This window comes from Klebsiella sp. MPUS7, assembly GCF_009905335.1.
Taxonomy (GTDB): Bacteria; Pseudomonadota; Gammaproteobacteria; order Enterobacterales; family Enterobacteriaceae; genus Klebsiella; species Klebsiella grimontii.
Genome location: NZ_CP047604.1, coordinates 2,388,502 through 2,415,501 on the forward strand (window position 1 = coordinate 2,388,502; position 27,000 = coordinate 2,415,501).

Genomic DNA, 27,000 nt, shown 5'->3' on the forward strand with positions numbered 1-27,000 from the left:
AATAGCTCTAACTCATTCTGGGCAGCCAGCGGCGCGGGTGACGAGCGGAAGAGCGCGCAAACCCAGGCCTGGCCAGGCGCGCAAGAGAGGAATTTTCCCCTATTTTTTTGTGATTACCATCACCCTCTAAAATTAAATCGTTTTATATCAATGCATTAAAAGATACGAACTTTGGTTGCCAGAGAACGTTTTTCTCCATTTTTCCCTGATTAGAGGGAAAATAGGCAAAATTTTCTTTCCCGCCTGATATATATTTTAACGGTAGTCGGGCAACGCAAATCATGCTGTTAATGATGCGCTAGTCATATTTTTTAGGCTATTAAACGGAGTTTTGGCGGTTGTTTTATTCGCCAGCTGCGCTGACCATGACAATAAGAGCTCATGACATTTTATATCTGATAATAATTTGAGTGTACCCTATGAAAACCAGAACTAAAGATATTGCTACCCTGGCGGTTCATGCTGGAAATCAATCCGATCCGGTAACCCATGCTATATTTACCCCGATCGTCACGGCCAGCTCATTTATTCAACCTAATCTGTATGAAGGTGGCGATTTTTGTTATTCCCGGGTCTCTAATCCAACGCGTAAAGCTTATGAATCGGCTCTCGCCGAACTGGAAGGCGGCATTTACGCCACCGCCACCGCCTCGGGAATGGCGGCGACCAATATCGTTATGGAGCTCTTACCCAAAGACGCCCATATTATCGCGATGAAAGGCGTCTACGGCGGAACCTGGCGGCTGTTTGAAAAATTAAAAACGCATACCACCGGCGTCACGATTTCTTATATCGATCTGAATGATGAGCAATGCCTGATAAACACTATTCAGGAAAATACGGCGTTAATCTGGATTGAAACGCCGACGAATCCCTTACTAGAACTGGTCGATATTGCGAAGGTTTGTCGTATTGCCAAAGAACGCGCTATTACTACCTGCGTCGATAATACCTTTGCCAGCGCCTGGAACCATAAGCCGCTTGAAATGGGTGCGGATATGGTCATGCTCTCTACCAGTAAATATGTCGGCGGGCATTCAGATTTAATTGGCGGCGCGGTGATCACTAATAATGAAGCGCTGGCGTCCCGTCTTGATTTCATTAAAACCACACTCGGCTCTATTGCTTCGCCATTCGATGCCTATCTTGCCCTGCGCGGCATGAAAACGCTGGATCTGCGCATGGCGCGTCAGTGCGGCAATGCGCTACGGGTAGCGCAATATCTGGAAAATCATCCGGCGATAGCCAGCGTCTACTACCCGGGCCTGCCGTCGCACCCGCAGCATCAGCTTTGCAGGCAGCAAATGCGTTCGGGCGGCGCGGTGGTGACCGCGACGCTGAAGGGAGATATCCAGAGCCTGAAACGCTTTATTGGCGGTCTGCACTATTTTGTGCTGGCGGAATCGCTGGGCGGAGTGGAGAGCATGATCAACCATTCGGCTTCCATGTCCCACGGGGCGATGTCAAAAGAGGAGCGGGAAGCCATCGGGGTTTACGACACGACGCTGCGTTTCTCCGTCGGCATCGAACATATCGATGATTTGCTGCAAGACCTGGAGAGCGCTTTCGCCGCTATGGACATCACACAGGATAATCATCATGCATGACTACGGTATCTGGACGATTATTACCCCGCTGGTCACGATTATTCTGGCGATCCTGACCCGCCAGGTGATCCTCTCGCTGCTGACCGGTATTTTTGTCGGCTACGCGGTGATTAACCACAGTATTATTCAGGGGATTGGCGGCACCCTGAACGGGATTATCGAAACCTTCGCCTCCGCCGGTAACGCGCGAACGATTGTGTTTATGGTGATGATCGGCGGCATTATGCGGCTGATCGTGGTGACCGGCGGGGTGCGTAAACTGGTGCAGTTTCTCTCGGAAAAAAACGATTTTGTCACCAATAAAAAATCGGTACAGCTGCTGGCGATGCTGGTGACCTCGTTGATTTTTATCGAGAGCTCGATAAACCAGCTGATCGCCGGCGCTTCGACAAAAAACCTGGCCCGGCGCTATAAAGTCTCGCCGGAAAAGATGTCCTATATTATCCAGACCTCCTGCGTATCGGTCTGCTCGTCGGTGATGATCAACGGCTGGGGGGCGGCGATGATGGGCGTTATCGGGGTGCAGATTGCGCAGGGTTACCTGACCGGCGAGCCTTTTGAAGTCCTGGCAAACTCGATGATCTGGAACACGATGGCCTGGTTTTCATTAGCCTCGGTGCTGTTTTATATTCTCTCCGGCTGCAGCTGGGGGCCGATGAAAAAGGCGGAGCTAAAGTTTGAAACCGCGCTGATGGAAATCGAGCAAGAGCAGGGGGCAGACGAAGCGGACCCGGTTATCGATCACCCGGCCTGTCACTCGCTGCTCAACTTCTTTATTCCGATTCTTTCCACCGTCTTAATGGTTCCGGTGGTGCTATATATCACCGGCGATGGACAGTTCTCCAAAGGCAGCGGTTCGATGTCGGTCTACTCCGGCGTCATGTTTGGTACCGTCGTCTCTTTTATCTGGTTCCGCGCGCGCGGTATTCTGAACGTTGAGAACTTTTTCAAAGAGCTGTATATCGGCTACGCCAGCATGGTGAAAATTAGCTCAATCATGATCCTGGCTTTCCTGATGGGGCATATTTCAGCGGAACTGAATACCGGGCAATATATCGCTTCCATTACCTCCGGCGTGATCCCCTCCGGATTCTCGATCGGCTTTATCTTTCTGATTGCTGCGGTCATGTCGCTGGCGACGGGCACCTCATGGGGAACCTTCGCCATTATGATCCCGATCGGCGTTCAGCTGGGGGTCTCATTAGGCATCGATCCGCACTTTATGATTGGCGCCGCGATTTCCGGCTCAATTTTTGGCGATATGACGTCCCCGATCTCCAGCGATGCTATCGTCGCCTCGATGGCGACCAACTGCGACCATATTGAGCATATTCGTACCCAAATGCCCTATGCCCTGGTGACGGGGAGCCTGGCGCTCATGGTTTATTTAATCGTCGGTTTTACTCTTTAATTCATAGGGTTAAGAACGGGTTACGCCTAAAGTTATTGCTCCAAAAAATGCGCCGCGGTAAATAACGCCAGTGTAGAATATTTCACCCCGCGTTATGCTTCGTTCCCGGCGCTTACCGCCTGATAACGCTTGTGCGCCATAATTTCGATGATTTGCCGGTCGGTGTGCTGCATGGCCCGCCCGGCAATGGCGCAAAGATTAGCAATCGAGTTTTCCACATCGCGATCGACGATGCCGTCGTTGCCGGAAACGACGGAGTTATCCAGCGCCAGCAGAATCGCTTTCCAGGCGGAAGAGATGCTGGTGGAGACCTTCATGGCGCAGCTGCCGGAAGCGCCATCGCAAATGATGCCGCTGACGTCGCCGATCATGTTGTTGATCGCCATGGCGATGGTGTCAAAGCTGCCGTTCATTAACCAGATAATCCCCGCCGCCGCGCCCATCCCGGCGGTGGTGGTGGCGCACAGGGCCGACAGGCGCGGGAGTTTACAATGGATATAGATGGCGACCAGGTGCGAGAGCGCCAGCGCGCGGGCCAGCTGCTGCCGGCTGGCGTTAAGACGTTCGGCGGCCACCACCACCGGCATGGTCGCCGTAATGCCCTGGTTGCCGGAACCGGAGTTAGTCATCGCCGGTAGCGATGCGCCGCCCATCCGGGCATCCGACGCGGCGCTGGTGCGGTAGAGGATCTCGGTAAACATATCGTCGGAAACCAGCCCGTTGTCGACCTGGCGCTTCAGCGTCGGGCCGATATGCAAACCCCACTCCTTAACCAGGCCCTTCTTTGACAGGGCGTCGTTCATCGCGCCCGCCTCGAGAATAAACGCGATCTCGTGCGGCGGAACCTCGCAAACGAAATCATAGATATCGCGCAGTGAGCTGCGGGCAACCAGCGTCAGCGGGTCGACGCCACGATCGCTGGCCGCGCTTTCGTGCTTGATAAACAGGGAGTGGCCCATTTTTTCAATGGCCACGACGTTGGTGTGGTCGCCGATGATGGTCACCGTCGCGTGCTCATCCCCCGCGTAGACCTTAGCGCGAACGTACAGAATCTCATCGCAGGGCTCCTGCAGTACCACGCGCACGGCGCCGGCCTCAAGCAGCGCCCTGGCGGCTTCCATTTCCCGCCGGGTGGCTCTCTTCAGCACCTCGAGCTTCGCCTGCGGATCGCCGGCGATGGCGCCGAGGGCCGCGGCGATAGGCAGGCCGGTCATTCCCGTCCCCGGGATAGTCACGCCCATGCCGTTTTTCATTAAATTCGGCGAAACCGCCGCTTCAATACGCACCACCGCGCCGGAGAGCTGCCGCGCGGCCACGGCGCAGGCGAGGGCGACGGAGACCGGTTCGGTACAGCCCAGCGCGGGTTTGACTTCCTGTTTCAGGGCGTGAATAAAGGCGTTCCATTGAGCATGATTTTCCCGGTATGACATGACTGAGCCTCTGGGTCGGTACAGAAAAATGTCCGTCGAGCGAAGGCGTCCTTTCCCGACGTGGATTTACGCCTGTGGGCCGAGGGAGGGCAGTATGGCCGACAGGGACGATAGTCAGATATTACCGCACCCGGCAGAGAAAAAAGTTGCAGGTTAAATTTGTAAAATGGCGTATCCGGAGAAAAATTTTCTTTGAAAGACGCGCTGAAGACGCTTTTAAGACCGACGGGGGGCGGCGAGGTGGGCAAAAAAACCGGCAGGATTGCCGGTTTAGCGGTTAGATCTTACAGGCGTCGCCGCAGTCATCATCGGCAACAATGGCCTGCGCTTTTTTATCGGCATCTTCAAGACGTTCAGCGTTGCGCTCTTGCGCTTCTTCCAGTCCGTTAAAGACCAGGTTATCGAGATCAATTTCCATGCGTTACCCACTTAAGTTCAGTTTTGACCGTGAGCAAGTATAGGCAAAACGGCTGGGGGATGCACCCGGCGCGCGCGCCGGCAGCACAGAGCGGTAAGTGCGGGTAGGTTCTGTTAAAGCAGGAAATAACCGGCAACCTACCAATAATAATAGTTGAAAGACTATTTCAGAATCTGGCGGCGCTTATTTTAGCGCTGAGCAAATTATTTATTAAACGAATCGACAACGACCGGTAAGTTAAACATTGACTTGTATAAACTATGCTAATATTGGCGGGCTTATGGATGTATCTATGGATTATGGTCAATGGCTTCGACAACCGCAGTAGCCGCTATCAAAGAATGGCGGAAAAATAATAAATTTATTTGTCACGTTAAACTCAACTATAAAAAGGCATTGCGTAAATGCCGCGAGATATCGCTAATCGGAGGGAAATATAAGGAATATCAGACATTATGTGAAAACTACGCTTGCGCGAAATTAACCGGCGCAACCGAGGGGCTGGTTAACTTTGAAGATAAACCCTTCAAAGCCTATTTAAATAAAAAAATGTCAAAAAGAGCGAAACTCAATATTGCTCATGGCGCATTGAATTTTATAGAGAAAACCTTCCGTCCCGAGGCGTTGCCGCAGCTGTACGATATGGCGGCGTTCGGTCGTTCATTAATCGCTATTCCGCTGAAAAACGGTACCTGTATTGATGTGAAGCTTCTGGCATCGCCTTTTCAGGAGGAGGGGGAGCTGATGCTGTTAATGTTCCTCGGCGATAGGCGCGTCTACAGTATCTGTTTTTCCTGTACCGCAGATGGTCAGGCGTGGATTGGCGGGATCCAGGGGGGGAAAGACATTGATAATGAAGAAGTGAAGGCGCTGACCAAAGAGCTTTACGGCATCCGCCCTAAAAACTTAATTATCACGCTGCTGTACGGCTTTTTGTCGCATTTCAATATCAAGGAGATCTATGCGATTGACAGCCATTATCATGTTAAAAGTGAGAGAGTAAAAACCAGTTATTCTGAGCTTTGGCTGGAAATTGGCGGCGAGAAGCATCGTCGCGGCTGGTATAAATTACCGCCGAGCGAGATAAAGAAAAGCCTGGAAGAGGTTAAAAGCAAGCACCGCAGCCAGTTTATCAAGCGAGAAGGCTTGAAAGAGCTGGCACAGCTGGATCTTGCCGCCGCGCTACGCGATATTTGCGTCAAGCGTAACGGCTAATTACCCTCGCTGCGTATTTGCCGGCGGGCGGGGGCTGCCCACCGGCAATATCGGGGTAAACCTGCGCTGATGGACAATAATTTCATAACAGGAAAGCTGAGAAACCTTAAAGCAATGGGCATAGTTAAGAGAGATAAGGCCAATTGTAGAGATCTCCTGGGGGCGCAGATAATATGACGATAAAAACGCATCTGGCTATTCATGCCAAAAATGAAAGGATCCGTTTCAGCATTACTGACGCGTCCGTCGTTGTTGCGATTTAAAGACATGCTGCCTCTGAATATTGATGCATCCAGTCAGCGAATCGCCATTCGGCGTTTTAAATAACCGTTGCGCCGTACGGCACCGCGAGCCGTTGCTGTTGCGCTGATTCAACAGTCCCCGTTTCCGGAGGCGGGTTTTCACCAGCGCCATCGTTCAGGGTTTCGGTATTCAGCGAGAGATCGTTTTGCGATGGAGGCTGGGTTAGCTGGGTTTTACTCGTTCGCCATCGCAGGCACGGCTGATATCTCCGGCGCCAGGGAGGCTGAACGTCGGGCGCCACGCGGCCCTGCGGCAGTCGTTATAGCCTGGTATCCGCGCAACTTACTTTTATAAATTAAAAAATTTTAAACATTTCATGCGTGATAGTTTTACATTATTTTTACAAATGAATATAATTCCTTACGTTCTTCGCTCTGTCCGGGAGCGTCCAACCAACATGATATGTGGTCTGTGCTCTTATCTGTTCGATAAGGCGCTATTTATATTAGATGTTTTGGTTTTTTCGACTGAAGTCGTATGGAATGAACTATGGACGAACGACAAGGTAGCGGGAGAGGGGTTTTCTTCACCGTTTACCGATTACTTTTTGTATTACTCAGCTTTGGCATTGGACTCTTTTTCACTCTCTGGGGGGGCAAACTCCTCTCTCTCGGCGGCAGCGCCTGGTACCTGTTAGCCGGTCTCGCTTATCTGCTCATCGCCGTCGGTTATCTCATCCGCAGCCGCTATGTCCTGCCTTTTGCCATTCTGACTTTCCTGTTGACCCTTTGCTGGGCGCTGTATGAAGTGCAGTTCAGCTACTGGGGCCTGATCCCGCGGCTGGTGGTTCCCGCGCTGATGCTGATGCTGGCCCTGTGGCTGGCGGCGACGCTGCCGATGCGGCCTGCGCGGCGGCGCTACGCCAACTGGAGCGCCTCGGCGATTTTCCTCGTGCTGCTGGCGACCCTGGTATCGGCGTTTTACCCGCACGGCGCCATTCATAACGGCGTAGTCAACGCGAGCGGCGACGCAACGCCGACCCTCGCGTCGAAAAGCGATAACTGGGCGTTTTTCGGTCGCGATGCCTCCGGCACCCGTTTTGCGCCGTACGATGAGATTACCCCGCAAAACGTCAAAAATCTGAAAGTCGCCTGGACGTACCACACCGGCCGCCGTCTTACCGGCGCCGGCATTGGCGTCGATGAAAATACCCCGCTACAAATTGGCGACACGCTCTACTCCTGTACGCCGCTGAACGTTGTCACCGCGCTGGATGCGGATACCGGTAAAGCGCGCTGGCGTTTTGACCCGCACGCAGGTACCGCCGAACACGTCACCTGCCGCGGCGTTGGCTATTACGATGTACAAAGCGATGATTCGCTGAGCGCGGAAGAGAAGGCCAGCCCGGCGCTGCTGCAGTGCCCGCAGCGTATCCTGGTGTCGACCGTCGACGCCCGGTTGATCGCCCTGAACGCCAAAACCGGTGAACCGTGCGACGACTTCGGCGATCACGGTAGCGTCGATCTGAAGCAGGGGATGGACAATACCGAAAACAGCAAACGCTACCACCCGACCTCGACGCCGGTGATTATGGGGCATATTGCGGTCCTCGGCGGCTGGGTGCGCGATATCGTGCACGGCGAACCTTCCGGCGTGGTACGGGCGTTTGACGTACGAAACGGAAACGTGGTGTGGGCGTGGGACGTCGGCCAGCCAGAAAACGTTACCGACCCGGTTAAAGGCCGCGTCTACACCCTTGAAACGCCGAACGTCTGGACGGTGCCGGGCTTTGATAAAGAGCTGAACCTGATTTATCTGCCGACCGGTAACGGTCCGCCGGACTACTGGGGCGGCGATCGCAACGCGGCCAAAGAGAAATACGGTTCTTCCGTGGTGGCGGTGGACGCCAGCACCGGCGAGACGAAGTGGGTCTTCCAGACCGTGCATCATGATATCTGGGATTACGACCTGCCGTCGCAGCCGGTGCTGTTCCATATGAAAAATGAGCGGGGCGAAGAGGTTCCGGTCCTGATCCAGACCACCAAAACCGGGCAAATCTACGTGCTTGACCGGCGCACCGGTAAGCCGGTGACCCGGGTAGAAGAACGGCCCGTCGCCCACGACGGCGCGGAAGGCGAACACCTCTCCGCCACCCAGCCGTTCTCCACCGGTATGCCGCAGCTGGGCGTCGAGCCGCTCACCGAGAAATCCATGTGGGGCGTGACGCCGTTCGATCAGCTGATGTGCCGTATCGATTTCAAAGAATCGACGTATCTGGGGATGTACACGCCGCCGTCAGAGAAGCCGTATATCGAATGGCCGAGCCTGCTGGGCGGCATGAACTGGGGCGGCATCACTATCGATGAGCGTACAGGAACGCTGTTCGTCAACGATATGCGTATGCCGCTGAGAATGTCGCTGGTGCGTAAAGAGGACATGGCGAAATATAAAGTCTCCACCGACGAGGTGCCGGGCTTTATGGGGACCGTGCGTCCGCAAATCGCCGGGCCATACGGCGGCGTGCGGATCGATATTTTGCAGTCGGCGCTGGGCGTCCCCTGTAATACCCCGCCGTTTGGCACCATGAGCGCCATCGATCTCAATACCCGTCAATTGATGTGGCAGGTACCGATGGGATCGGTGGAGGATACCGGGCCGCTGGGGCTGAAAACGCATATGCATATCCCGCTGGGGATGCCGACGCTGGGCGGCCCGACGTCAACCGCATCCGGCCTGGTGTTCTTCGCCGGAACCCAGGATAACTACCTGCGCGCGCTGGATTCCGCCACCGGTAAAGAGCTGTGGCGCGCCCGTCTACCGGTAGGCGCCGTGGCGGCGCCGCTGATCTATAAATCACCGAAAACCGGTAAAGAGTACGTGGTGATCTCCGCCGGGGGCGCCAGCCACTCGCCGGACGTGGGCGATGATATTATCGCCTTCGCGCTGGAGGAGTAATTAACCCCGATTTGCACTTACGAAGCAGCCGCCCCTTGTGGGCGGCTTTTTTATGGTCTGAAGCCTGGCCGATGCTAAACCGCATGGCAGGCGACGCGGTGGCCGTCGGCGACCTCCCTTAATAGCGGGATCTCGCGCCGGCAGCGGTCGCTGGCCTGCGGACAGCGGGAGGAAAAGCGGCAGCCGGCGGGCGGCCTCGACGGATCGGGTATTTCACCTTGCACCACCGCCAGCGGCTCGCTGTCCGGGTCGAGGGTCGGGACCGCCGCCAGCAGCGCCTGCGTATACGGATGCAAAGGTCGGCTGAATAGCGCATCGCGACCGGCGGTCTCCACCAGCTGGCCGAGGTACATCACCGCCACGTCATCGCACAGATGCTCTACCACGCCGAGGTCGTGGGAGATAAACAAAAACGTCACCCCGTGGTCGTCGCGCAGATCGGAAAACAGATTAATAATCTGCGCCTGAATCGATACATCGAGGGCCGAAATGGGCTCATCGGCAATAATAAAATCCGGGTTTAAGATCAGCGCCCGGGCAATGCCGATGCGCTGGCGCTGGCCGCCGGAAAACTCGTGCGGAAAGCGGTGGTAGTGCTGCGGCGCAAGACCGCAGATGCGCATGACGTCAATGGTTTTGTCATACAGCTCCTCCCGGCGACACAGCTTGTGCTCCAGCATCGCTTCACCGATGGCGTCACCGATGCGTATGCGCGGGTTTAACGAACTGTAGGGATCCTGAAACACCAGCTGGATTTTCGGGCGCAGCGCGCGCATCGCCTGCGGCGACAGTTCGGCAAGCTCCTGACCGCGAAACTTGACGCTACCGGCGGTCTTCTCATACAGCCCCAGCAGCGTACGGCCAACGGTGGTTTTCCCGCTGCCGGATTCGCCCACCAGGCCAAAAATCGTGCCCCGGCGAATCTTAAAGCTCACGCCATCCACCGCCCGCAGTTCGCCGGTCTGTTGACCGAATAGCCCATCGCGCAGCGGGAAGTGCTTTTTCAGCCCATCCACTTCAATTATGTATTCATGACTCATACCACGGACTCCGCGAGTTCACTGTAAAAGCAGGCCGCCTGTTGGGTTTGACCCACCAGCGGCGGAACGCCCTGGCGGCAGCGTACAGTCGCGTTGGCGCAGCGTTCGGCGAAGGCGCACCCGACGGGCAGGGCGGCGAGGTCCGGTACCTGACCGGGGATTGAGTAGAGGCGTCGCCGCCGCTCCCCCGGCACAGGGCGCGAGGCAATCAGCCCCTGGGTATAGGGATGCTGGGGGTTGCGCAGAATGTCGGCAGTCGCGCCCTGCTCGACGATCCGCCCGGCGTACATCACCACCACGTGTTCGGCCATCTGCGCGATAACCCCGAGATCGTGAGTAATCAGCATCATCGCCATCCGGTTGGCCCGCGCCTGGTCGCGCAGCAGTCGCAGGATCTGCGCCTGCACGGTGACGTCCAGCGCGGTCGTCGGCTCATCGGCAATCAGCAGCTTCGGCTGGCAGCTCAGCGCCATGGCGATCATCACCCGCTGCAGCATGCCGCCGGAGAGCTGATGCGGATAGCTGGCCATCAGGCTATCCGCGCGCGCCAGTCCGACATCCGCCAGAAGCTGGATAGCGTGCTGCCATGCGAGCTTCGGCGACTCGCCGCGGTGGCGAATAAGCGGCTCGCACAGCTGCTCGCCGACGGTGAGTACCGGATTAAGGGCGCTCATCGGTTCCTGAAAAATCATCGCCAGCTGATTGCCGCGGAGATCGGCCATGTGGGCCTTATTCAGCCGCAGCAGGTCCTGTCCCGCGAAAAGGATCTCCCCGCCGTCAATGCGCGCCGCCTGCGGCGGCAGCAGGCCCATCAACGACAGGGCGGTGACGCTTTTACCGCAGCCGGATTCGCCGACCACGCCGACGGTCTGCCCGGCGTGGATAGAGAACGATACCTCCTGCACCGCGCGTACCCGGCTTTTGTCGGCGGCAAACGAGACCGAAAGCTGATTAAACGTAATTAACGGGCGACTCATTTCAGCCTCTGTTTCATTTTGGGATCCATCGCGTCGCGCAGGCCGTCGCCCAGCACGTTGATGGCAATAACGGTGATAAAAATGGCGATCCCTGGCGGCATCCACAGCCAGGGACGGCGCTGAAAGTCGATCAGGCTGTTGGCGGCGTCCATCATATTGCCCCACGATGGCGTCGGCGGCACCACGCCAAGCCCGAGGTAGCTAAGCGCCGACTCGCTGAGGATGGCGTTAGCCACCGCCATGGTCGCCATCACCACCAGAATCGGTACCGTATTCGGCAGCAGATGACCAAACAGGCGGCGTCGCGCCGACAGCCCCAGTACCTGGGTCGCCAGCATAAAGTCGCGCTCGCGCAGGGAGAGGCACTGTCCGCGCACCAGCCGCGCCAGCTTCGGCCACTCCAGCAGGCTCAGCATAATCACCACCATATAGATGCGTGAGTCCGGCGAGAAATCGAGTTCGGAGAGCATCGCGCCCGCGACAATCAGCAGCGGCAGGCCGGGGATGGTCATCACCAGGTCGGCAAAACGCATGATGAGTTTATCGGTCAGGCCGCCGGCGTAGCCCGACAGCGCGCCGAGCAGATAGCCAAGGGCCACCGACAGCAGCATGGTCAGCAGGCCAATAATCAGTGAAATGCGCCCGGCCAGCAGCAGGCGGGTATAGATATCGCGACCGAGAAAGTCGGTGCCCAGCCAGTGCGCCGCGCCGGGCGGCTTGTTGATCATCAGGGCGTCGGTGGCGTCGTCTTGCCACGGCGACCACAGTGGTCCCAGGACGCACCAGAGGGCCATAACCGTCAGCAGCAGCAGGCACAGCATCGCCAGCCGGTTGCGGCGCAGCGCCCGCCAGGCCTGACGCCAGGGGGATGGGGTCACCTGGGCCAGCGCCGGGATTTCCGCCTTGCGCAGGCGTCGGTTGGAAGAGAACAGAGAGCTAAGCATCAGGACCTCACGCGAATGCGCGGGTCGGCCCACGCGTAGAGCACATCGGCAATCAGGTTGCCAAGAATGGTGAGCACCGCCAGAAACAGGGTGAAGCCCATTAATACCGGGTAGTCGCGGGCGGCCAGCGAATCGATGTGAATATGCCCGGCTCCCGGCCAGTTAAACACTTTTTCGGTGATGATCGCCCCGGAGAACAGTCCCGGAAGCTCGAAGCCGAGCAGGGTGATGATCGGCAGCAGGGCGTTACGCAGGGCGTGCTTGAGGATAACCGTGCGTTCACGCAGCCCTTTGGCGCGGGCGGTGCGGATAAAATCCATTTTCACCACCTCGAGCATGCTGGCGCGAAAATAGCGGGTCAGGCTGCCCGCCTGAAGCATCACCAGCGCCAGTACCGGCAGCGCCAGATGGGCGGCGACCTGCAGCACATACTCCCAGCCGCTGTCGTCGCTGCCGGTATTGGTCATGCCGCCCACCGGCAGCCAGTGCAGATCGACGGCGAACCATTTGATCAGCAGCAGGCAGAGGAAAAAGGTCGGGAACGACATGGCGGCGAAAACCGCGACGCTCACCAGATGATCGAACGCAGAATTGGGCTTCAGCGCCGAGATCACGCCCACCGTCAGGCCAATTCCCCAGTAGAACACTAGCGCCACGCTGGCCAGCAGGAAGGAGTTCCAGATGTACTGGTTGAGCAACTGACTGACCGGGATCTGGTACTGCAGCGAGAACCCCAGATCGCCGCGCAGCAGCTGGCCGAGCCAATGGAGATAGCGGGTGAGCAGCGGCTGATCCAGGCCGTAAATGGCTTTCAGTTCGGCGGCGCGAGCGGCGGTGAGGGTGATATTGCCATCGATAAAATCGCCCGGCGTTTTGGCAAACAGCATAAAAATGATAAAGGAGGCCAGCAGCAGCATCGGCAGCGTTTGCAGCAGCCGTCTCAGGATGAAATTTCTCATGACATTCTCACGTCAGCCGCCGGGAGGCCCGGCGGCTCAGGATTACTTAACGATTTTGACATCCGGCAGGCTGCCGGTCAGGCCGTTGTAGATATCCGGTTTGAAGCCGCTAACCCGGGCGCTGCTCGCCGAGAGAATTTCGCGGTAGCCGAGAAGGATCACCGGCGGGTCCTGCGCCAGCACCTGATACAGCTGGTGGTAGATAGGCTTACGTTTTTCCACATCGAGCACCGAGTTGCCTTCGGTTATCAGCTTATCAACCTGCGGGTTGTTATAGCCGGACTCTTTCGCTTCCGCGCTGTAAAAATCCCAGACGCCATCGTGCGGGTCGTTAAGGGTGCTGGTGCTGAACGACGCCAGGTCGTAATTACCCGATTTACGCTGCGCCATCAGGGCGTTGAAATCGACCACCTGCGGTTTTAACAGCACGCCAATCTGCTGCCAGTTCTCTTTGGCGATGGGGATTAGCGCATCGTTGAGCACTTTTTTGCTGACCAGCAGGGTTAACTCGAGGCGTTTGCCCTCTTTAACGCGGATACCGTCCGCGCCCGGTTTCCAGCCGGCTTCGTCAAGCAGCTTTTTCGCCTGCGCCGGGTCGTAGTGATACGGGTTAACCCCGTCGGCGTTGTAAGCCCAGGAGATCGGCGCGATAGGCTCAATCGCCACTTTACCGTAGCCCTGGTAGACCACATCGATCAGCTTCTGGCGGTCAAGGCCGTAAATCAGCGCCTGGCGTACCTTGACGTCCTGTAAGGCCGGGCGGCGGACGTTAAATTCCACCTGGCTGTAGTCGCTGGAGCCGTAGAGGTTGATATTGGCAAAGCCGAGCATTTTTAGCTGTTCGATATCGTCAGGACGCGAGGTAAAGGCGTCGTAGTCGGTTTCGCCCGTTTGGAAGAGCTGGAAATTGGTCGACGGGTTGGTCACGCGATAGATAAAGCGCGGAGTCGGCGGGGTTCCGCGATAAAAATGGCTGTTAGCGTGGAAACGAATCTCCTGGCCGGGGATGTATTTGTCGTAAACGTAAGGACCGTTGCCCAGCGGTTTGCCGTGCAGGGTGCGCAGATAATCGAGATTGCCGCGCTGGTAGCCTTTGCCGTAATAGGCTTTGGAGAGGACCGGGCCGCCAATTTTTGCCAGCGTCGTCGCGCCCGGTTGGGTGGTGGTTACCTGGAGCGTTAAGGGGTCAACCACTTTCAGGCCGCTGACGCTATCGGCTTTGCCCGCCTTGTAGTCCGCGCCGCCGGCGATATTGGCGAGCGTAATATCGGTATCGCCATCGTATTTCGGGTCCAGCAGCACGGTGAGGGTAAAGGCGACATCCTCGGCGGTCAGCGGCGAACCGTCGCTAAAGGTCAGATTGGGACGCAGCTTGATGGTGTAGACCTTGTTATCCGGACTGACCGTCCAGCTTTCGGCGAGGCCCGGCACCAGCTTGCCGTGGCTGTCCCAGTCGATCAGGCGCGAGAAAATGACGTTGGTGACGTTCTCATCCCAGCCGTTGACGAAGAAGTAGGGGTTAAAAATACCCTGCGGCTCGGAGATGCCGGCCACGACGGTATCTTTGCGCAGCTTCGCGGCCGCGGGGATCTGGCTGGCATCGCTGGCCGGGGTGATCCCTTCTTTTAAAATGTCGTCGGCGATGGCGACAGAAGAAAATGCCACCGCGCCGCCGAGCAACGCTATCTTCAGAGCAAGCGCGAACCGCGTTTGTTTGGTTTGTAACCCGTGCAGTAGTCTGGACAAAAGTGCTCCCTCATCAATTGATTGCGTAGAGTATTTACAAATCATGACGAAAGATAAGAGGCGCACCGCGGCCTGTCTAACAACGAAAGGCTATGGCTTATAGCAATTTAGCATTAGCCATAATTTGGCATTAATCTGCCATTTTTGTGCTAAGCGTCAGCATTCTCTGCTGCCGTATCGCCGGAAAGGGTTAAGCGGTCCGCCACCCAGCCGGCATGCTGCTGTAAATGAGGATTTGCCAGCGGCTTCGCCAGGCGTATCCGCAGCTGCCCAATCACCCGTCCCTGAATCTGCTCGCAACTGCCGTATAACAGGCGGGCATCGGCGCCCAGCAGCGCGGCGATGCGCTGTAAATCCGGTTCCTGCCCGCTGCTGCCGTCAAAATGCAGCGTGACCAACTGCTGGTTTTCGCTCAGCGAGAGTCGTTCTTCCGCGCGGTCATGATGGAGCGTGCCGAGCAGGCTTCGCGTGACAGCATGTCCGGGATGACCAAATACTCGCCACACTTCGCCCTGTTCGATAATTTCTCCGTGCTCAAGCACCGCGACCCGGTCGCAGAGGGTGCGAATAACGTCCATCTCATGGGTGATCAGCACGATGGTCAAACCAAGGCGCTGGTTGATCTCTTTAAGCAGTTTCAGCACTGCATGGGTATTTTCCGGGTCGAGGGCCGATGTGGCTTCGTCGCACAGCAGGATCTCCGGCTGCGTGACCAGCGCGCGGGCGATACCGGTACGTTGCTTCTGGCCGCCGGAAAGCTTGGCCGGCCAGCTGTCGCGCAGGGCGCTGAGGCCGACCAGCGCCAGGATCTCATCAACCCGTTTCTGCCTTTCCGCGCGCGGTACGCCGGCCATTTTCAGCGGCAGCTCAACGTTCTGCGCCACCGTTTTGGTCGCCATTAAATTAAAGTGCTGAAAGATCATCGCGACCCGCCGGCGCAGGTCGCGCAGCTGGCTGCGGGAGTAGTGCCGCGTATGTTCGCCGTGAATGGTAATCTCACCGCTGTCGGCGTTTTCCAGACGGTTGAACAGGCGCAGCAGGGTTGATTTTCCGGCGCCGCTGCGGCCAATAATGCCGAAGATTTCTCCCTGAGCTATCTGCAGATTAATATCCCGCAGCGCCTGCACGCCGTTGGGGTAGGCTTTACTTATCTGGCTCAACTGAATATGCGTTGTGGGGTTGGGTTTTTGCGTCACGATGGCGGCTCTGTTAACGAAATTAAGCGGCAGCCCGCAGGCTGCCGATGAACATCCGGCGATTAAAAACCGGGCAGGATTTTGCCTTTATAGCGGGTGAGAATGAAGCTGCGCACGCGGTCTGAGTTCAGGGCTTTCGCCAGCTTCTGAATGCCGGGATCGTTGATGTTGTCGGGACGCGCCACCAGATACTCGACGTAAAGATCGCTACCTTTTTCCACCAGCAGCGCCTTATCGGTATCAATTCCAGCCTCCAGCGCATAGTTGGCGAAGATAAATGCCAGATCGACCTGATTCACCGCCCGCGCCAGCATCGCGCCTTCCAGCTCGCGAATTTTAAAACGGTGCGGATTGGCGGTGATATCTTTGGTCGCCGACTGCGGATCGCGCGGATTTTTCAGGGTAATCAACCCGGCATTGCTGAGCATCACCAGCGCGCGCCCGGTATTCACCGGATCGTTCGGGATGGCAACGGTGGCGCCATCCGGTACCTCTTTGATAGTTTTATATTTGCTCGAATAAGCGCCAAACGGTTCAATATGCACGCCGACCACCGGCAGCAGATGGGTGTGGCGGGTCTGGTTGTAGTTATCGAGGAAAGGGCGGTACTGGTAGTAGTTGGCGTCCAGATTTTTCTCCGCCAGCTGCTGGTTGGGCTGGATAAAGTCGTTGAAGACTTTAATTTTCAAATCGACCCCCTGTTTCGCCAGCTCGGGCTTAACGAACTCCAGAATTTCGGCATGGGGGACCGGCGTCGCGCCCACGGTCAGCGTCTCGTTGGCGCTGGCGGATAAAGCGAAGAGGGCCAGGAGCCCGGCTGCGAGTGTTGTTTTTTTCATTGTCTTATTCCTGAAGCTATTGTTATTTGCGGCTCATCGCCTTCACCAGACGATCGCCGCTCATCTGTACTATCTGCACCAGAGCAATCAGCAGCAGAACGGTTATTACCATCACGTCCGTCTGGAAGCGCTGATAGCCAAAGCGGATGGCCAGGTCACCTAGCCCGCCGCCGCCGATGACCCCCGCCATGGAGGTATAATCGACCAGTAAAATCGCCGTCACGGTCACGGCGGCAATAAGCCCGGCGCGCGACTCCGGCAGCAGGGTGTGCCAGATTAGCTGCCAGGTGTTGCCGCCCATCGACCAGCTGGCCTCCACCAGACCGTGCTCCACCTCGCGCAGCGCGGTCTCAACCAGCCGGGCAAAGAAGGGCGCGCAGCCGACAACCAGCGGCGGAATGGTGCCTTCAACGCCCAGCGAGGTGCCGGTAATCAGCGTCGTCACCGGGATCATCACAATCAATAAAATGATGAAGGGCAGCGAGCGCAGAACGTTGACCCCCAGCGACAGCAGGCGATAGAGGCGCGGAGCATGGAGCAGGCGAGGCTGGCCGCTGAGATAGAGCACAATTCCCAGCGGTAGGCCAATCAGCACGGTAAAGCCCAGCGACCAGCCCAGCATGGTCAAGGTATCGAGGCTGGCCTGCGCCACGTCGCCCCAGTCGATAGCAGCGAAAAAAGCCAGCGCGCCGTTCATCTCAGTTCCAGTCATGGCGTTGTGGAGGAATGCCGTTCAGCACCCAGTTGCCCAGCAGCTGATATTTCCAGCGCACCGGATCGTGCAGGGTGTGGACGCGGCCGTTGCGCCAGTGGCGATCGAGATTGAGGGCGATGCTGGTTGAGCGGGTGCCGCTAAGCTCAAACAGGCGGCTGGCGGCTTCCAGCGCCGCTTCGGTGGTAAAGACCTTGGCGCGCGCCACGGCGATAGACGCCTGAGCAACGTTATCCTCGCTCAGTTCGTATTTATAGCGATCGAGCACTTTACCGGCCCGCTCCAGCAGCGCATCGGCGGCGGCCAGCCGGCTGTCAAGCTGGCCAATATGGTAGATAGTCAGCGGGTCTTCGCTGGCCCGCTCCACGCCGGCATCGATCCACGGGCGGGCGAACTGGCTGACAAAGTTCACCGTGTCGTTAAGCGCCGCGCGGGCAATTCCCAGGTCGATAGCGGCGGTGGTGAGCTGGGCAAACGGCCCGGCAAGGGTTGGCGTCGCGTAGGATTTCCACGTCGGGAACAGGTGGAAAGGCTCGACGACAAGATTCTCCGCCAGGACCGTTCCGCTGGCGGTGGTGCGCTGGCCGAGGCAGGCCCAGTCGTCGATGACCGTCAGCCCTGACGATTCGCGCGGCACAAACGCCAGCTGCGCGTTATTCTCTGCATCGAGCGCCAGAATGCCGATCCAGTGGGCGTAGAGCGAACCGGTGCAGTAGCCTTTTCGACCGGTAATGCGCAGACCGCGTTCGCTGGCCTCCAGGCGAGTGCGGATATCGAGTACCGTCTTGCCGCCGGTTTCAGAAAGGGCATTGGCAAAGCGATAGCCTTGCAGCACCTGATCGAAGAAAAATGCCTGCTGCTCTTCGCTTCCCTGGAGGCGGATATCCTCGAGAAGACAGTAATGGTTCTGGGGAATTTGCCCCAGCGACGGGTCAGCGGCGGAAATAATCGCTATCACCTGGGCCAGCGTGGCGGCGGATACCTCGGCTCCGCCCCATTGTCGCGGGACGGTGATACCCCACAGGCCGCTGTTGGAATAGGTGTCGATAATTTCCGCCGGTACGATGCCGCTGCGATCGCGTTGTGCAGCGTCGGGCTGCAGCACCGCGGCAATCTCATGGGCGATAGCGATAGCTTCGTCATCGCTGCGAATAACGTGCGCCTTTGGAAGCTCGCGGGTGTAGTGAATGATTGGTTTATCGTCGGGCATAGTCACTTCTCATGGTTAAACAAACGGCATATGCTAAAAATAGCTAAGTAAATACTTAATAATTCCTGTGGGTTATATGACAGCTAAAGCAAAGGCTATGCCAGAACGTTTTTGAGATTTAAAAGATTAATAATCAATGAGATGGATTTTTTTCTGGGCTTATGCACTGCTGCAATTGCAACCTGAATTCACCAGGGTGTTGGATTTGCAACAGTGTGGAAATCAGAGGGAGCGCATATCGCCCCGGAAGACCGGGGCAGGATGTGGATGAAAGAGGAAGTGATGCCGTGCTGGCGTAACCGGTTTGTCTAGCGCGAATGCCAGAGGATATCCGGTTCGGCAAACCCCTCTTCGACGCGGGCGAAAAAACGACTGGCGTGCAGGCCGTCGACGAAGGCGTGATTGAATCTGCCCGCGACCGGTATAATGCCGTTTTTCAGCTTGCCCCAGGTGAGGGCGGGCACCGCCGCGCCAACGTAATACTCGGCGTGAGTCATGGCGCTGAAATGCAGCCACGGCAGGCAGCTGGCGCAGAAGAAGTTCTCGCCGTTGACGATAAGCGGCGCCGGCGCGGTCCGTTTCGCCGCGTCAATCTTCGGCGTAGCGGCAGCGCTAAAGGCGGCAAAATCGGCGGCGTTATCGCACCAGACCTGGCGAAAACCTTCCTGCGCGGTCATTACCGGCGTCATCACCGCCAATTGGTCATATTCGATAATCTCGTCGTCCAGCAGCCGCTGTTTAAGCTGCGGCACGTCGTTTGCCGCGCGCACCAGCCCGTAGAGCGCCAGCTGGAAAAAAGAGACGCCGCGATCTTTCGCGCATTCGTATAGCCGCTGCGCCTCGACGGGAACGCAGAGATTAAAGCTGGGGTTGGCAAAACCGCGATAAAAATCAAAATGATCTTTTCGCGGCCAGCGTTGTTTGTCGATTATGCGATAGTTGGCCACGGGCCTCTCCTGTTGGCTGACTTTCCTTCACTATGCGACGATTTCGATCAGGTTGCCATCGGGGTCTTTGATCACCGCTTCGTAGTAGCCGTCACCGGTGGTTCGCGGCGGGGAAACCAGTATTCCCTGGGCGTCGGCGCGTTTCGCCAGCCTGTCGACATTTTCCGCGCCGCCAACGCTTATCGCCAGATGCACCCAGCCGGTATGGTTATTATCCGCCGTCAGTGCGACCAGTCCCGGCTTGGTCATCAGCTCGATAGCAATGTTGTCGCCAATCTTGACAAAAAAGGACTCAAAACCGGGGTTGGTTTGGCTGCAGTACTTCTCATTGATCTCGCCGTCGAAGAACGACACCCAAAAACGGGCCTGTTGCTCAAGCTGGCGGGTCCATAGGGCGATGTGGGCAATTTTCATAGCAAACCTCTTGATAGGGTGAGTTGACAGTCAGGGCCGTAATGCACGATTATGCGCTTTGTTGCTCGATGAAGATTTAATCAGGAGTTATTTGTGCTCGATTATGCTGCTTTCCCCAAACAACGACAAGCGCTTATTTGCCAGATCCTGCAGGAGAACGGCAGAGTGGTTTGCGCCGAGCTTGCCGACCGCCTTAACGTCTCCGAGCATACTATTCGCCGTGATTTACATGAGCTTAGCCGGGAAGGGTACTGTAAAAAGGTTTACGGCGGCGCGGTGATGACCCTGCCGGAGGCGGGTGATTATAGCGAGCGCAAAGAGAAAAATACGGCGACAAAAAGCAGAATCGCGCAGAAGTGCGCAAAGCTGGTGAAACCCGGCGGCTGCATTTTTATCGATACCGGCACCACCAACCTGGCGATGGCGGAAGCGCTGCCGGCGGAGCTGGCGCTAACGGTGGTCACCAATTCTCCCGAGATCGCTGCCGTCCTGCTCAAGAAACCGCTGTACGATGTGGTGATGCTTGGCGGTCAGATCCAGCGGGCCAGCGGCGGCTGCGTGGGCGCCTCTGCCGTGGCGCAGATTCAGGGCATGCTGTTCGATCAGGGCTTTATCGGCGGCTGCGCTATGGCGCCCGAGTCCGGCCTGACGGGCTTCGACTACGCCGATTGCGAATTTAAAAAAGCGGTGATAAAGCAGTGCAGCGAAATCATCGTCGGCCTCACCTCCGATAAGATCCCGGCGGTGGCGCGCTTTGTGGTGGTCGAAAGCAGCGCCATTGACGTGCTGGTGGTCGAGGAGAACATCAGTCGCGAATATCGCGACGCGTTCAGCGAACACGATATCCGTATTTATACCGTTTAGCGCGGAGGCTTACTTCGACAGCGACGTGGCAATCAGGCGCAGGCCGAGGGCGCCCAGCACCGTGGCGGTGACGATATCGATCTTACGCTTCATGCGCAGGTAGACGCCGCGCGGCCTGGCGGAAGAGAGCACCAGGGCCACCAGCGAATACCAGCTGACGTCGATCACAAAGCTCATCAGCGGCACGATATAGTAAAAGGCCAGCGGGATGCGTTCCGGCAGCAGGGCGGTAAAAATAGAGGCGAACACCAGCGCCGTTTTTGGGTTGCTGAGCTGGGTATACAGACCATCGCGGAAGGTCTTCAGCAGCGAATGTTCCGCCGCCATGCCGCCTGCCGCAAAATCCATCGACTGCGCCGCGCCGCGGTAGATTTTATACCCCAGCCATAGCAGATAGAGGCCGCCCGCGACCTTCAGGCCAATAAACATTTCCGGCACCGCCGTCAGAACTTTTTGTAACCCCAACATGGCCATAATCGAAAAGATGGCGGCGCCCGCGCCGGTGCCCAGCGCGGTGACCAGACCGTGCGTTCTTGAGCGCGCAACGGCGTTGCGGGCAACGTAAATAAAGCTCGGACCGGGGCTAATCACGCCCATAATGAGGACGGCGGCAAGGGCCATCAGGCTGGATAAGAACATAAACGCTCCTGGTTGACGTTGAGCGCTAAAGTCGTATCTGGCTCCGGCTCATGATGGATTTCGCTCTCAAAAAATAAACAATCTTTACCCCGCTGTCACCCAACTTTACGGGGGGACGTTTAATCGCCCGTTCGAATAACGATTCCCATTTCGCGCGTCGGTGATAAACTGACTAAATGTGATCTTTGTCATATCGTCATTAAAACAGAGAAAAGAGACACTGCTATGCAACATATCATTGAGGGCTTCCTCAACTTCCAGAAAGAGATCTTCCCGCAACGTAAAGAGCTCTTCCGCAGCCTGGCCTCCAGCCAAAATCCTAAAGCGCTGTTTATCTCTTGTTCAGATAGCCGCCTGGTGCCGGAGCTGGTGACCCAGCAGGAACCGGGGCAACTGTTTGTGATCCGTAACGCCGGGAATATCGTGCCCTCTTTCGGTCCTGAGCCGGGCGGGGTTTCCGCAACTATCGAGTACGCCGTCGTTGCCCTGGGCGTGACCGATATCGTCATTTGCGGCCACTCCAACTGCGGCGCGATGAAAGCCATCGCCACCTGCCAGTGCCTGGACCCGATGCCTGCCGTCTCCCACTGGCTGCGCTACTCCGACGCGGCGAAAGCGGTCGTGGAGAAGAAAACCTGGGCCAACGAGACCGATAAAGTCAACGCAATGGTGCAGGAAAACGTCATCGCCCAGTTGAACAATATCAAAACCCACCCGTCGGTTGCCGTCGGCCTGCGCGATAGCACGCTGCGTCTGCACGGCTGGTTCTACGATATTGAAAGCGGCGATATTCGCGCGCTGGATAAAAACAGCAAAACCTTCGTGTCGCTGTCGGAAAACCCTGACGTCTATTTCGAATAAACCTCCCGCAGGGCACGGAAGCCCTCGTTCCCGCCTTATCTGCCATACTCATTACTCCTGCGTAGTCTGTTTTTTTTAAGGGGAAGTCATGATCAAGCTGTGCGCGACCTGCGGCACTTCTTACGACGACGGCGACAACACCCTGAGCCGGTGCCGTATCTGTGAGGATGAACGTCAGTACGTCCCGGCCAGCGGCCAGGCATGGATTGAATTAGAGACTCTGGTTCGCACCCATGTGAATAAGTGGCAGCAGCATTGCGGCGAGCTGTTGAGCATCAAGACGGTACCGAAATTTGCCATCGACCAGCGCGCGTTTCTGCTGCTCACCCCGCAGGGGAATATTCTGTGGGACTGCATCGCCAATCTGGACGCGGCGACAAAAACGCTGATAGCCGCGCTGGGCGGGATAAAAGCGATCGCCATTTCTCATCCTCATTACTACACCACGATGCAGACGTGGGCGGAAGCCTTCGATGCGCGAATCTACCTTCATGCCAGCGATCGCGAATGGATTATGCGCGATAGCCCGGCAATCACGCTGTGGGAAGGGGATGCGCTGGAGATCCTCCCTGCGGTGCGGCTGCTGCGGCTGGGCGGGCATTTCGCCGGTGGGACCGTTCTGCACTGGGCAAAAGATGACGGCATCATGCTGGCGGGCGATATTATCCAGGTGACGCCGGGGGCGCACGCCGTTTCGTTTATGTGGAGCTATCCCAATTTGCTGCCGCTGGCGGCAGCCAGCGTTGAGAAGATCGTTGAGCGTCTGGGCGATACGCCCTTTGAGGCGCTGTACGGCGCCTTCGAGGGGCAGAACGTCACGAAAAATGCCCGGCAGATCGTTTTAGATTCAGCGCAGAAATATCTCGCCTGCCTGAATACGACGGCGCACCGCTGAGGGCGCGCCGCCTGCGGCTTATACCACGCCGTCACCGCCGTCGGAGCACCACACCTGGCCGGAGGTGAAGGAGCAGGCGTCGGAAGCCAGGGTTACGTACAGCGGCGCAATCTCTACCGGTTGGCCGGGGCGGCCCAGCGGCGTATCGGCGCCGAACTGACGAACTTTCTCATCCGGCTGGCCGCCGCTTGACTGCAGCACTGTCCAGTAGGGGCCGGGGGCGACGGCGTTGACCCGAATGCCCTTCGGCCCCAGCTGTTTGGCCAGCGACTTGGTGAACGCCACCAGGCACGCTTTGGTTTGCGCATAGTCCAGCAGGATGGGGCTTGGCTTAAAGGCCTGGACTGATGAAGTATTAATGATCGCGCTGTGTTCTTTAAGGTGACGCAGGGCGGCTTTAGTGATCCAGAAGGCCGCATAAACGTTGGTTTTGAAGGTGGCCTCAAAGTCGGCGGTGGTTAATTCTTCCAGCGATTCGCAATATTGCTGGCGTCCGGCGTTATTGACCAGAATATCCAGCCCGCCGAGTTCGCTGGCGGCCTGTTCGACCAGGGTTTCGCAGAAGGACTCGTCGCGCACATCTCCCGGAATCGCGACGGCCTGACGTCCTTCGGCCTCAATGAGGGCAATCACGGTTTGCGCATCGGATTCCTCTTCCGGCAGATAGTTGATCGCCACATCGGCGCCCTCTCGGGCGAAGGCGATCGCGACCGCACGGCCAATCCCTGAATCGCCGCCGGTAATCAGGGCGCGTTTACCAGCGAGCCGACCGGAACCGACATAGCTCAGTTCGCCGTGGTCCGGCTGCGGCTTCATCTCTTCGGCAAGACCCGGCGGCGATTGCGGCTGGTCAACAAACGGGGGACGGGGATACTTCGCGGTATTATTAGCGTAATCGCTCATACTGACCTCCTCGTGTTAAAAGAGTAAGCGTAGTTGCCTGGTCAGCCTGCCGTGGAATATCGGGGAATATTTGAACGGCTTCGCTTTTATAATTGTTGCGCTTTTATTCATCTCCGAACGGTAATTTACTGATTGCCGGGAAACTTTTTAAAATGTGAAGCGACGGCAGCGTTGGCCATTTTAGGATTATTCTATGATAAGCCTGACGGTATATTTAGCGCAGATATATTGCTCCGCCTCGCTTATATTTACGCGCTTTGAGAAGGCGTCAAAAATATTTCTCGGATGATTCATAACATGTCCGGCTTGTGAAAATGAACAGCAGCAACCAGACTTATTAAGACAAAAGAACAATACGCTGGAGGTAGTGCTGATGAAAAAATTACTGGCTGTTATTTTCTGTTCGCTGATGGCGCAAGGCGTGTATGCCGCAGATGAAGGCGGATTTAAAAAAGATGCCGCACCGCCACCGCCGCATAAAATTGATGACGGCTATCGCGGGACTGAAGATGGCCGGATCATGACCGTGCGCCAGGCGCTGGATATGCACGACGGGGCAACCATCTCATTACGCGGCAATCTTATCGAGCAGCACGGCGACGATCGCTACAGCTTTCGCGATAAAACCGACACCATTGCGCTGATTATTCCCGCCGCGGTTTTTGATGGCCGCGAAGTGAAACCCGATCAGATGATCAGCATCAACGGCAGCCTCGATAAAAAAATGACGCCGCCGGTGGTGCGGGTGGACCGGATCCAGAAATAATCGCGTAGCCAGGAGAAATGCATGTCCGTAAAAAATCCAGCCGACCCGGATAAGCGGGGCCGTCATCCGTCGAAAGAGGACCCGCGCGAACAGGGTGAAGTGCCAAGAAAAAGAGATGACAGCGAAGATCATAAAAAAGATCCCTGGCACCCGCAGCCCGGAAAGCGCTAGAACGGCCGCCCGCGAGGGCGGCCCGGGTTAAAGATCGATTGGCGACAAGCGGCGGCGGGAGCGGCTCGCCGGCGCGGATATGGCCTTCGCTATCGCCGCGCCGATTTCCGCGCAGGCGGTGATCCCCTGCACAAAAGGCTGGTCGTGCATCAGCCAGGGGATGGCGGCAAAGGCGATGCGTCCGCGCACCTCGGAGGGCGCCAGTAACGTATAATCGTCTCCGACTTCCGGGATATCTTCGCCGGTCGCCAGCAGCTGCTCCCTTAAGTGCGGAAAGGGCAGGTCTTTATTTTTCAGCGCTTTTTGCCCTCTGGCATCAATAAACACATCAAACGTATAGCGATTTTGTTCGCTGGTAATCACCGTTTTTTCCTCCTCAACCGCCATCTCATAGTCATGCCCTAAGGCGAGAATACTGATGACGCCCGCTTCGCGCAGCGCCAGCAGCCGGCGAATAGACTCTGAAGGAATGGCGGCATAGCAGTCGATAAAGACCCGCGCAAGGCCATTTTTGAAACGCTCCCGGTCATGGTCATTAAGATGAGGGACCATCGCCTGCACGGCTTCATGCAGCCGCAGGATCGCGTAGCGCCAGGGAACCGTGTATCGCGCGCGTTTGTTGCGTTCGACTTCCTCAAGGTTTGCCTGCGCCCAGTTGAACGGGTTGTGCTGCTGGCGCTTTGCGAACCACGCCTCGCTAAAGCTGTCGGCATTCAGGCTGTGAAGGGCGATATTTTCGCTCCATAGGGGGTCGGCAAGCGCGATTTCCTGTGCTACCAGCTCAAAGACGCGATCGAGCAGACCGTCGCTGCCCGCGGCGATGGCGTGTTCCATCGCGCTTTCGCTGACGATGTTCAGCGGCTCCCAGGGAATGGGGCAGTAAAAATCCGCTTCCGGCAGAATGCCGGAGCGCGACATCAGCACGATGCTTAGCGCCTCGCTTGCCTCGTCCAGCCTGAAGGCGAGGGCGTCATCGTCGGACCCGATAAACCAGCCGTGCTGGACGGCGACGGCCATCGCGGCGTCAATCCCGCTGAGCGAGGTGCCCATAATCCCCACCCGGCAGGGGGGAATGCTGGCTTCCATAAGGCCAGACCACGGGCTGGGAAACCAGGTGCGGGTCGACTCTTCTTCATCGGGCCAGACGTGGCCGGTGGCAATCACCGCGAGGTCGAAGGCTTCGGCGACCGGCCCATCCTCGACCCACAGTCTGACCCCTTCTGTGGTCGCCTGCAGGTCGCTGACCCGGCAGGACTCATTGACCTGGATGTGAAAGCCCTGTTCCCTGGCCTCGACGACCAGGCCAAGGAACTGGTCGCGAAAGTATTCGCCCAGCAGGATGCGCGGCAAAAACTGGCGATCGTGCAACGCCTCATAATCGACGCCATAGCGCGCAAGGTGCGTCCGGCTCTGGGCCTTCAGCCAGTCGAGATAGGTGCTCTGCAGAGGCGGGATTTCAATACTGGCGATATTGGCCAGCATCATACGCGAGTTTTCTTCATCGCTATAGGGCATGCCCACGCCCGCTTCCTCAGCCTGTTCGTAAATGGACACGTCCAGCGGTTCACCGCGTTTAAGGAGTGAAAACAGGGTATAAATCCCGGTTGGACCGGCGCCGATAATGGCAATTTTCTTCAT

25 protein-coding genes are annotated in these 27,000 nt (G+C 57.2%); 9 read left to right on the plus strand and 16 right to left on the minus strand.

The genetic code is table 11. The features are described 5' to 3' along the window. Positions 1 to 419: 419 nt before the first annotated feature. Positions 420 to 1,607, plus strand: a complete 1,188-nt coding sequence (locus tag GUC22_RS11195; RefSeq protein ID WP_024357945.1) for a trans-sulfuration enzyme family protein — start codon at positions 420 to 422, stop codon at positions 1,605 to 1,607. Beyond that, positions 1,600 to 3,018 carry a Na+/H+ antiporter NhaC family protein gene (locus tag GUC22_RS11200; protein ID WP_160183516.1) on the plus strand — a complete coding sequence of 473 codons (1,419 nt, stop codon included), beginning with the start codon at positions 1,600 to 1,602 and terminating at the stop codon, positions 3,016 to 3,018. The genes GUC22_RS11195 and GUC22_RS11200 overlap by 8 nt, the downstream gene beginning before the upstream one ends. 92 nt (positions 3,019 to 3,110) lie before the next feature. Here the strand turns inward: GUC22_RS11200 and GUC22_RS11205 are convergent, their stop codons facing one another. After that, a complete protein-coding gene (locus GUC22_RS11205; protein ID WP_004136709.1) occupies positions 3,111 to 4,448 on the minus strand; it encodes a serine dehydratase subunit alpha family protein in 1,338 nt (445 codons plus the stop codon). 277 nt (positions 4,449 to 4,725) lie between these two features. Continuing rightward, on the minus strand, positions 4,726 to 4,866 hold the full coding sequence (locus GUC22_RS11210) for a hypothetical protein (protein WP_098067567.1): 141 nt from the start codon (positions 4,864 to 4,866) through the stop codon (positions 4,726 to 4,728). 306 nt (positions 4,867 to 5,172) lie between these two features. Here GUC22_RS11210 and GUC22_RS11215 point away from each other — a divergent pair, with 306 nt between their 5' ends. Together GUC22_RS11215 and GUC22_RS11220 are read left to right on the plus strand one after the other, a co-directional pair. Continuing rightward, a complete protein-coding gene (locus GUC22_RS11215) occupies positions 5,173 to 6,081 on the plus strand; it encodes a DUF535 family protein (RefSeq protein WP_004136711.1) in 909 nt (302 codons plus the stop codon). 792 nt (positions 6,082 to 6,873) lie between these two features. Next, positions 6,874 to 9,279 (plus strand): membrane-bound PQQ-dependent dehydrogenase, glucose/quinate/shikimate family, encoded by a 2,406-nt coding sequence (locus GUC22_RS11220; protein ID WP_049088711.1) that lies wholly within the window; start codon positions 6,874 to 6,876, stop codon positions 9,277 to 9,279. Positions 9,280 to 9,353: 74 nt separating this feature from the next. Here GUC22_RS11220 and GUC22_RS11225 read toward each other — a convergent pair whose 3' ends face one another. From GUC22_RS11225 to GUC22_RS11275, 11 genes are all read right to left on the minus strand, one after another. Further along, positions 9,354 to 10,319, minus strand: coding sequence for an ABC transporter ATP-binding protein (locus GUC22_RS11225; RefSeq protein WP_160183517.1), 966 nt, complete (start codon positions 10,317 to 10,319; stop codon positions 9,354 to 9,356). After that, a complete protein-coding gene (locus tag GUC22_RS11230) occupies positions 10,316 to 11,296 on the minus strand; it encodes an ABC transporter ATP-binding protein (RefSeq protein WP_160183518.1) in 981 nt (326 codons plus the stop codon). The genes GUC22_RS11225 and GUC22_RS11230 overlap by 4 nt, the downstream gene beginning before the upstream one ends. Beyond that, on the minus strand, positions 11,293 to 12,240 hold the full coding sequence (gene opp4C / locus GUC22_RS11235; protein WP_049131269.1) for an oligopeptide ABC transporter permease: 948 nt from the start codon (positions 12,238 to 12,240) through the stop codon (positions 11,293 to 11,295). The genes GUC22_RS11230 and opp4C overlap by 4 nt, the downstream gene beginning before the upstream one ends. Then, a complete protein-coding gene (locus GUC22_RS11240; protein WP_004136715.1) occupies positions 12,240 to 13,199 on the minus strand; it encodes an ABC transporter permease in 960 nt (319 codons plus the stop codon). Before GUC22_RS11240 ends, opp4C begins: the two co-directional genes overlap by 1 nt. A gap of 42 nt (positions 13,200 to 13,241) precedes the next feature. Then, positions 13,242 to 14,945 (minus strand): ABC transporter substrate-binding protein, encoded by a 1,704-nt coding sequence (locus tag GUC22_RS11245; RefSeq protein ID WP_064411041.1) that lies wholly within the window; start codon positions 14,943 to 14,945, stop codon positions 13,242 to 13,244. Positions 14,946 to 15,094: 149 nt separating this feature from the next. Further along, positions 15,095 to 16,141, minus strand: a complete 1,047-nt coding sequence (locus GUC22_RS11250; protein ID WP_024357951.1) for a methionine ABC transporter ATP-binding protein — start codon at positions 16,139 to 16,141, stop codon at positions 15,095 to 15,097. A 62-nt stretch (positions 16,142 to 16,203) separates the two neighbouring features. Continuing rightward, positions 16,204 to 16,980 (minus strand): MetQ/NlpA family ABC transporter substrate-binding protein, encoded by a 777-nt coding sequence (locus GUC22_RS11255; RefSeq protein ID WP_004136719.1) that lies wholly within the window; start codon positions 16,978 to 16,980, stop codon positions 16,204 to 16,206. A gap of 22 nt (positions 16,981 to 17,002) precedes the next feature. Continuing rightward, on the minus strand, positions 17,003 to 17,677 hold the full coding sequence (locus GUC22_RS11260; protein WP_004136721.1) for a methionine ABC transporter permease: 675 nt from the start codon (positions 17,675 to 17,677) through the stop codon (positions 17,003 to 17,005). A gap of 1 nt (position 17,678) precedes the next feature. Continuing rightward, positions 17,679 to 18,902 carry an SfnB family sulfur acquisition oxidoreductase gene (locus GUC22_RS11265; RefSeq protein WP_098140769.1) on the minus strand — a complete coding sequence of 408 codons (1,224 nt, stop codon included), beginning with the start codon at positions 18,900 to 18,902 and terminating at the stop codon, positions 17,679 to 17,681. Positions 18,903 to 19,210: 308 nt separating this feature from the next. Beyond that, positions 19,211 to 19,849: a CatA-like O-acetyltransferase, family 1 gene (locus tag GUC22_RS11270; RefSeq protein WP_024357953.1), complete on the minus strand. Its 639-nt coding sequence runs from the start codon at positions 19,847 to 19,849 to the stop codon at positions 19,211 to 19,213. 30 nt (positions 19,850 to 19,879) lie between these two features. After that, complete coding sequence (locus GUC22_RS11275) at positions 19,880 to 20,263, minus strand: VOC family protein (RefSeq protein WP_004136727.1); 384 nt, start codon at positions 20,261 to 20,263, stop codon at positions 19,880 to 19,882. 93 nt (positions 20,264 to 20,356) lie between these two features. Between GUC22_RS11275 and GUC22_RS11280 the strand changes: the two genes are divergently transcribed. After that, the gene (locus GUC22_RS11280; protein ID WP_004136729.1) at positions 20,357 to 21,127 is read left to right on the plus strand and encodes a DeoR/GlpR family DNA-binding transcription regulator; all 771 of its coding nucleotides are present in this window, start codon (positions 20,357 to 20,359) and stop codon (positions 21,125 to 21,127) included. Between the two features lie 9 nt (positions 21,128 to 21,136). Here the strand turns inward: GUC22_RS11280 and GUC22_RS11285 are convergent, their stop codons facing one another. Continuing rightward, entirely contained in the window at positions 21,137 to 21,766 is a 630-nt protein-coding gene (locus GUC22_RS11285; protein WP_049131263.1) for a LysE family translocator, read from the minus strand. A 225-nt stretch (positions 21,767 to 21,991) separates the two neighbouring features. Between GUC22_RS11285 and GUC22_RS11290 the strand changes: the two genes are divergently transcribed. Both GUC22_RS11290 and GUC22_RS11295 read left to right on the plus strand, forming a co-directional pair. Beyond that, positions 21,992 to 22,627 (plus strand): carbonic anhydrase, encoded by a 636-nt coding sequence (locus GUC22_RS11290; RefSeq protein ID WP_004136733.1) that lies wholly within the window; start codon positions 21,992 to 21,994, stop codon positions 22,625 to 22,627. An 88-nt stretch (positions 22,628 to 22,715) separates the two neighbouring features. Next, positions 22,716 to 23,522 carry an MBL fold metallo-hydrolase gene (locus tag GUC22_RS11295; protein WP_024357955.1) on the plus strand — a complete coding sequence of 269 codons (807 nt, stop codon included), beginning with the start codon at positions 22,716 to 22,718 and terminating at the stop codon, positions 23,520 to 23,522. 18 nt (positions 23,523 to 23,540) lie between these two features. On the opposite strand, the gene GUC22_RS11300 is transcribed toward GUC22_RS11295, so the two are convergent. Next, positions 23,541 to 24,425 (minus strand): SDR family oxidoreductase, encoded by an 885-nt coding sequence (locus tag GUC22_RS11300; RefSeq protein WP_160183519.1) that lies wholly within the window; start codon positions 24,423 to 24,425, stop codon positions 23,541 to 23,543. A gap of 373 nt (positions 24,426 to 24,798) precedes the next feature. On the opposite strand from GUC22_RS11300, the gene GUC22_RS11305 reads away from it, so the two are divergent. Both GUC22_RS11305 and GUC22_RS27270 read left to right on the plus strand, forming a co-directional pair. Further along, positions 24,799 to 25,191 (plus strand): YdeI family stress tolerance OB fold protein, encoded by a 393-nt coding sequence (locus tag GUC22_RS11305; RefSeq protein WP_004136740.1) that lies wholly within the window; start codon positions 24,799 to 24,801, stop codon positions 25,189 to 25,191. A 21-nt stretch (positions 25,192 to 25,212) separates the two neighbouring features. Beyond that, positions 25,213 to 25,362: a hypothetical protein gene (locus GUC22_RS27270; protein ID WP_165775015.1), complete on the plus strand. Its 150-nt coding sequence runs from the start codon at positions 25,213 to 25,215 to the stop codon at positions 25,360 to 25,362. A gap of 27 nt (positions 25,363 to 25,389) precedes the next feature. On the opposite strand, the gene GUC22_RS11310 is transcribed toward GUC22_RS27270, so the two are convergent. Beyond that, on the minus strand, positions 25,390 to 27,000 hold the full coding sequence (locus GUC22_RS11310) for an FAD-NAD(P)-binding protein (protein WP_064342806.1): 1,611 nt from the start codon (positions 26,998 to 27,000) through the stop codon (positions 25,390 to 25,392).

Coding starts and splice junctions, on each gene's coding strand:
- GUC22_RS11295 (WP_024357955.1), top strand. CDS start 22,716: ATGATCAAGCTGTGCGCGACCTGCGGCACTTCTTACGACGACGGCGAC.
- GUC22_RS11200 (WP_160183516.1), top strand. CDS start 1,600: ATGCATGACTACGGTATCTGGACGATTATTACCCCGCTGGTCACGATT.
- opp4C (WP_049131269.1), bottom strand. CDS start 12,240: ATGCTTAGCTCTCTGTTCTCTTCCAACCGACGCCTGCGCAAGGCGGAA.
- GUC22_RS11305 (WP_004136740.1), top strand. CDS start 24,799: ATGAAAAAATTACTGGCTGTTATTTTCTGTTCGCTGATGGCGCAAGGC.
- GUC22_RS11225 (WP_160183517.1), bottom strand. CDS start 10,319: ATGAGTCATGAATACATAATTGAAGTGGATGGGCTGAAAAAGCACTTC.
- GUC22_RS11310 (WP_064342806.1), bottom strand. CDS start 27,000: ATGAAGAAAATTGCCATTATCGGCGCCGGTCCAACCGGGATTTATACC.
- GUC22_RS11300 (WP_160183519.1), bottom strand. CDS start 24,425: ATGAGCGATTACGCTAATAATACCGCGAAGTATCCCCGTCCCCCGTTT.
- GUC22_RS11230 (WP_160183518.1), bottom strand. CDS start 11,296: ATGAGTCGCCCGTTAATTACGTTTAATCAGCTTTCGGTCTCGTTTGCC.
- GUC22_RS11215 (WP_004136711.1), top strand. CDS start 5,173: ATGGCTTCGACAACCGCAGTAGCCGCTATCAAAGAATGGCGGAAAAAT.
- GUC22_RS11195 (WP_024357945.1), top strand. CDS start 420: ATGAAAACCAGAACTAAAGATATTGCTACCCTGGCGGTTCATGCTGGA.
- GUC22_RS11285 (WP_049131263.1), bottom strand. CDS start 21,766: ATGTTCTTATCCAGCCTGATGGCCCTTGCCGCCGTCCTCATTATGGGC.
- GUC22_RS11275 (WP_004136727.1), bottom strand. CDS start 20,263: ATGAAAATTGCCCACATCGCCCTATGGACCCGCCAGCTTGAGCAACAG.
- GUC22_RS11210 (WP_098067567.1), bottom strand. CDS start 4,866: ATGGAAATTGATCTCGATAACCTGGTCTTTAACGGACTGGAAGAAGCG.
- GUC22_RS11260 (WP_004136721.1), bottom strand. CDS start 17,677: ATGAACGGCGCGCTGGCTTTTTTCGCTGCTATCGACTGGGGCGACGTG.
- GUC22_RS11205 (WP_004136709.1), bottom strand. CDS start 4,448: ATGTCATACCGGGAAAATCATGCTCAATGGAACGCCTTTATTCACGCC.
- GUC22_RS11240 (WP_004136715.1), bottom strand. CDS start 13,199: ATGAGAAATTTCATCCTGAGACGGCTGCTGCAAACGCTGCCGATGCTG.
- GUC22_RS11265 (WP_098140769.1), bottom strand. CDS start 18,902: ATGCCCGACGATAAACCAATCATTCACTACACCCGCGAGCTTCCAAAG.
- GUC22_RS11290 (WP_004136733.1), top strand. CDS start 21,992: ATGCAACATATCATTGAGGGCTTCCTCAACTTCCAGAAAGAGATCTTC.
- GUC22_RS11220 (WP_049088711.1), top strand. CDS start 6,874: ATGGACGAACGACAAGGTAGCGGGAGAGGGGTTTTCTTCACCGTTTAC.
- GUC22_RS27270 (WP_165775015.1), top strand. CDS start 25,213: ATGTCCGTAAAAAATCCAGCCGACCCGGATAAGCGGGGCCGTCATCCG.
- GUC22_RS11255 (WP_004136719.1), bottom strand. CDS start 16,980: ATGAAAAAAACAACACTCGCAGCCGGGCTCCTGGCCCTCTTCGCTTTA.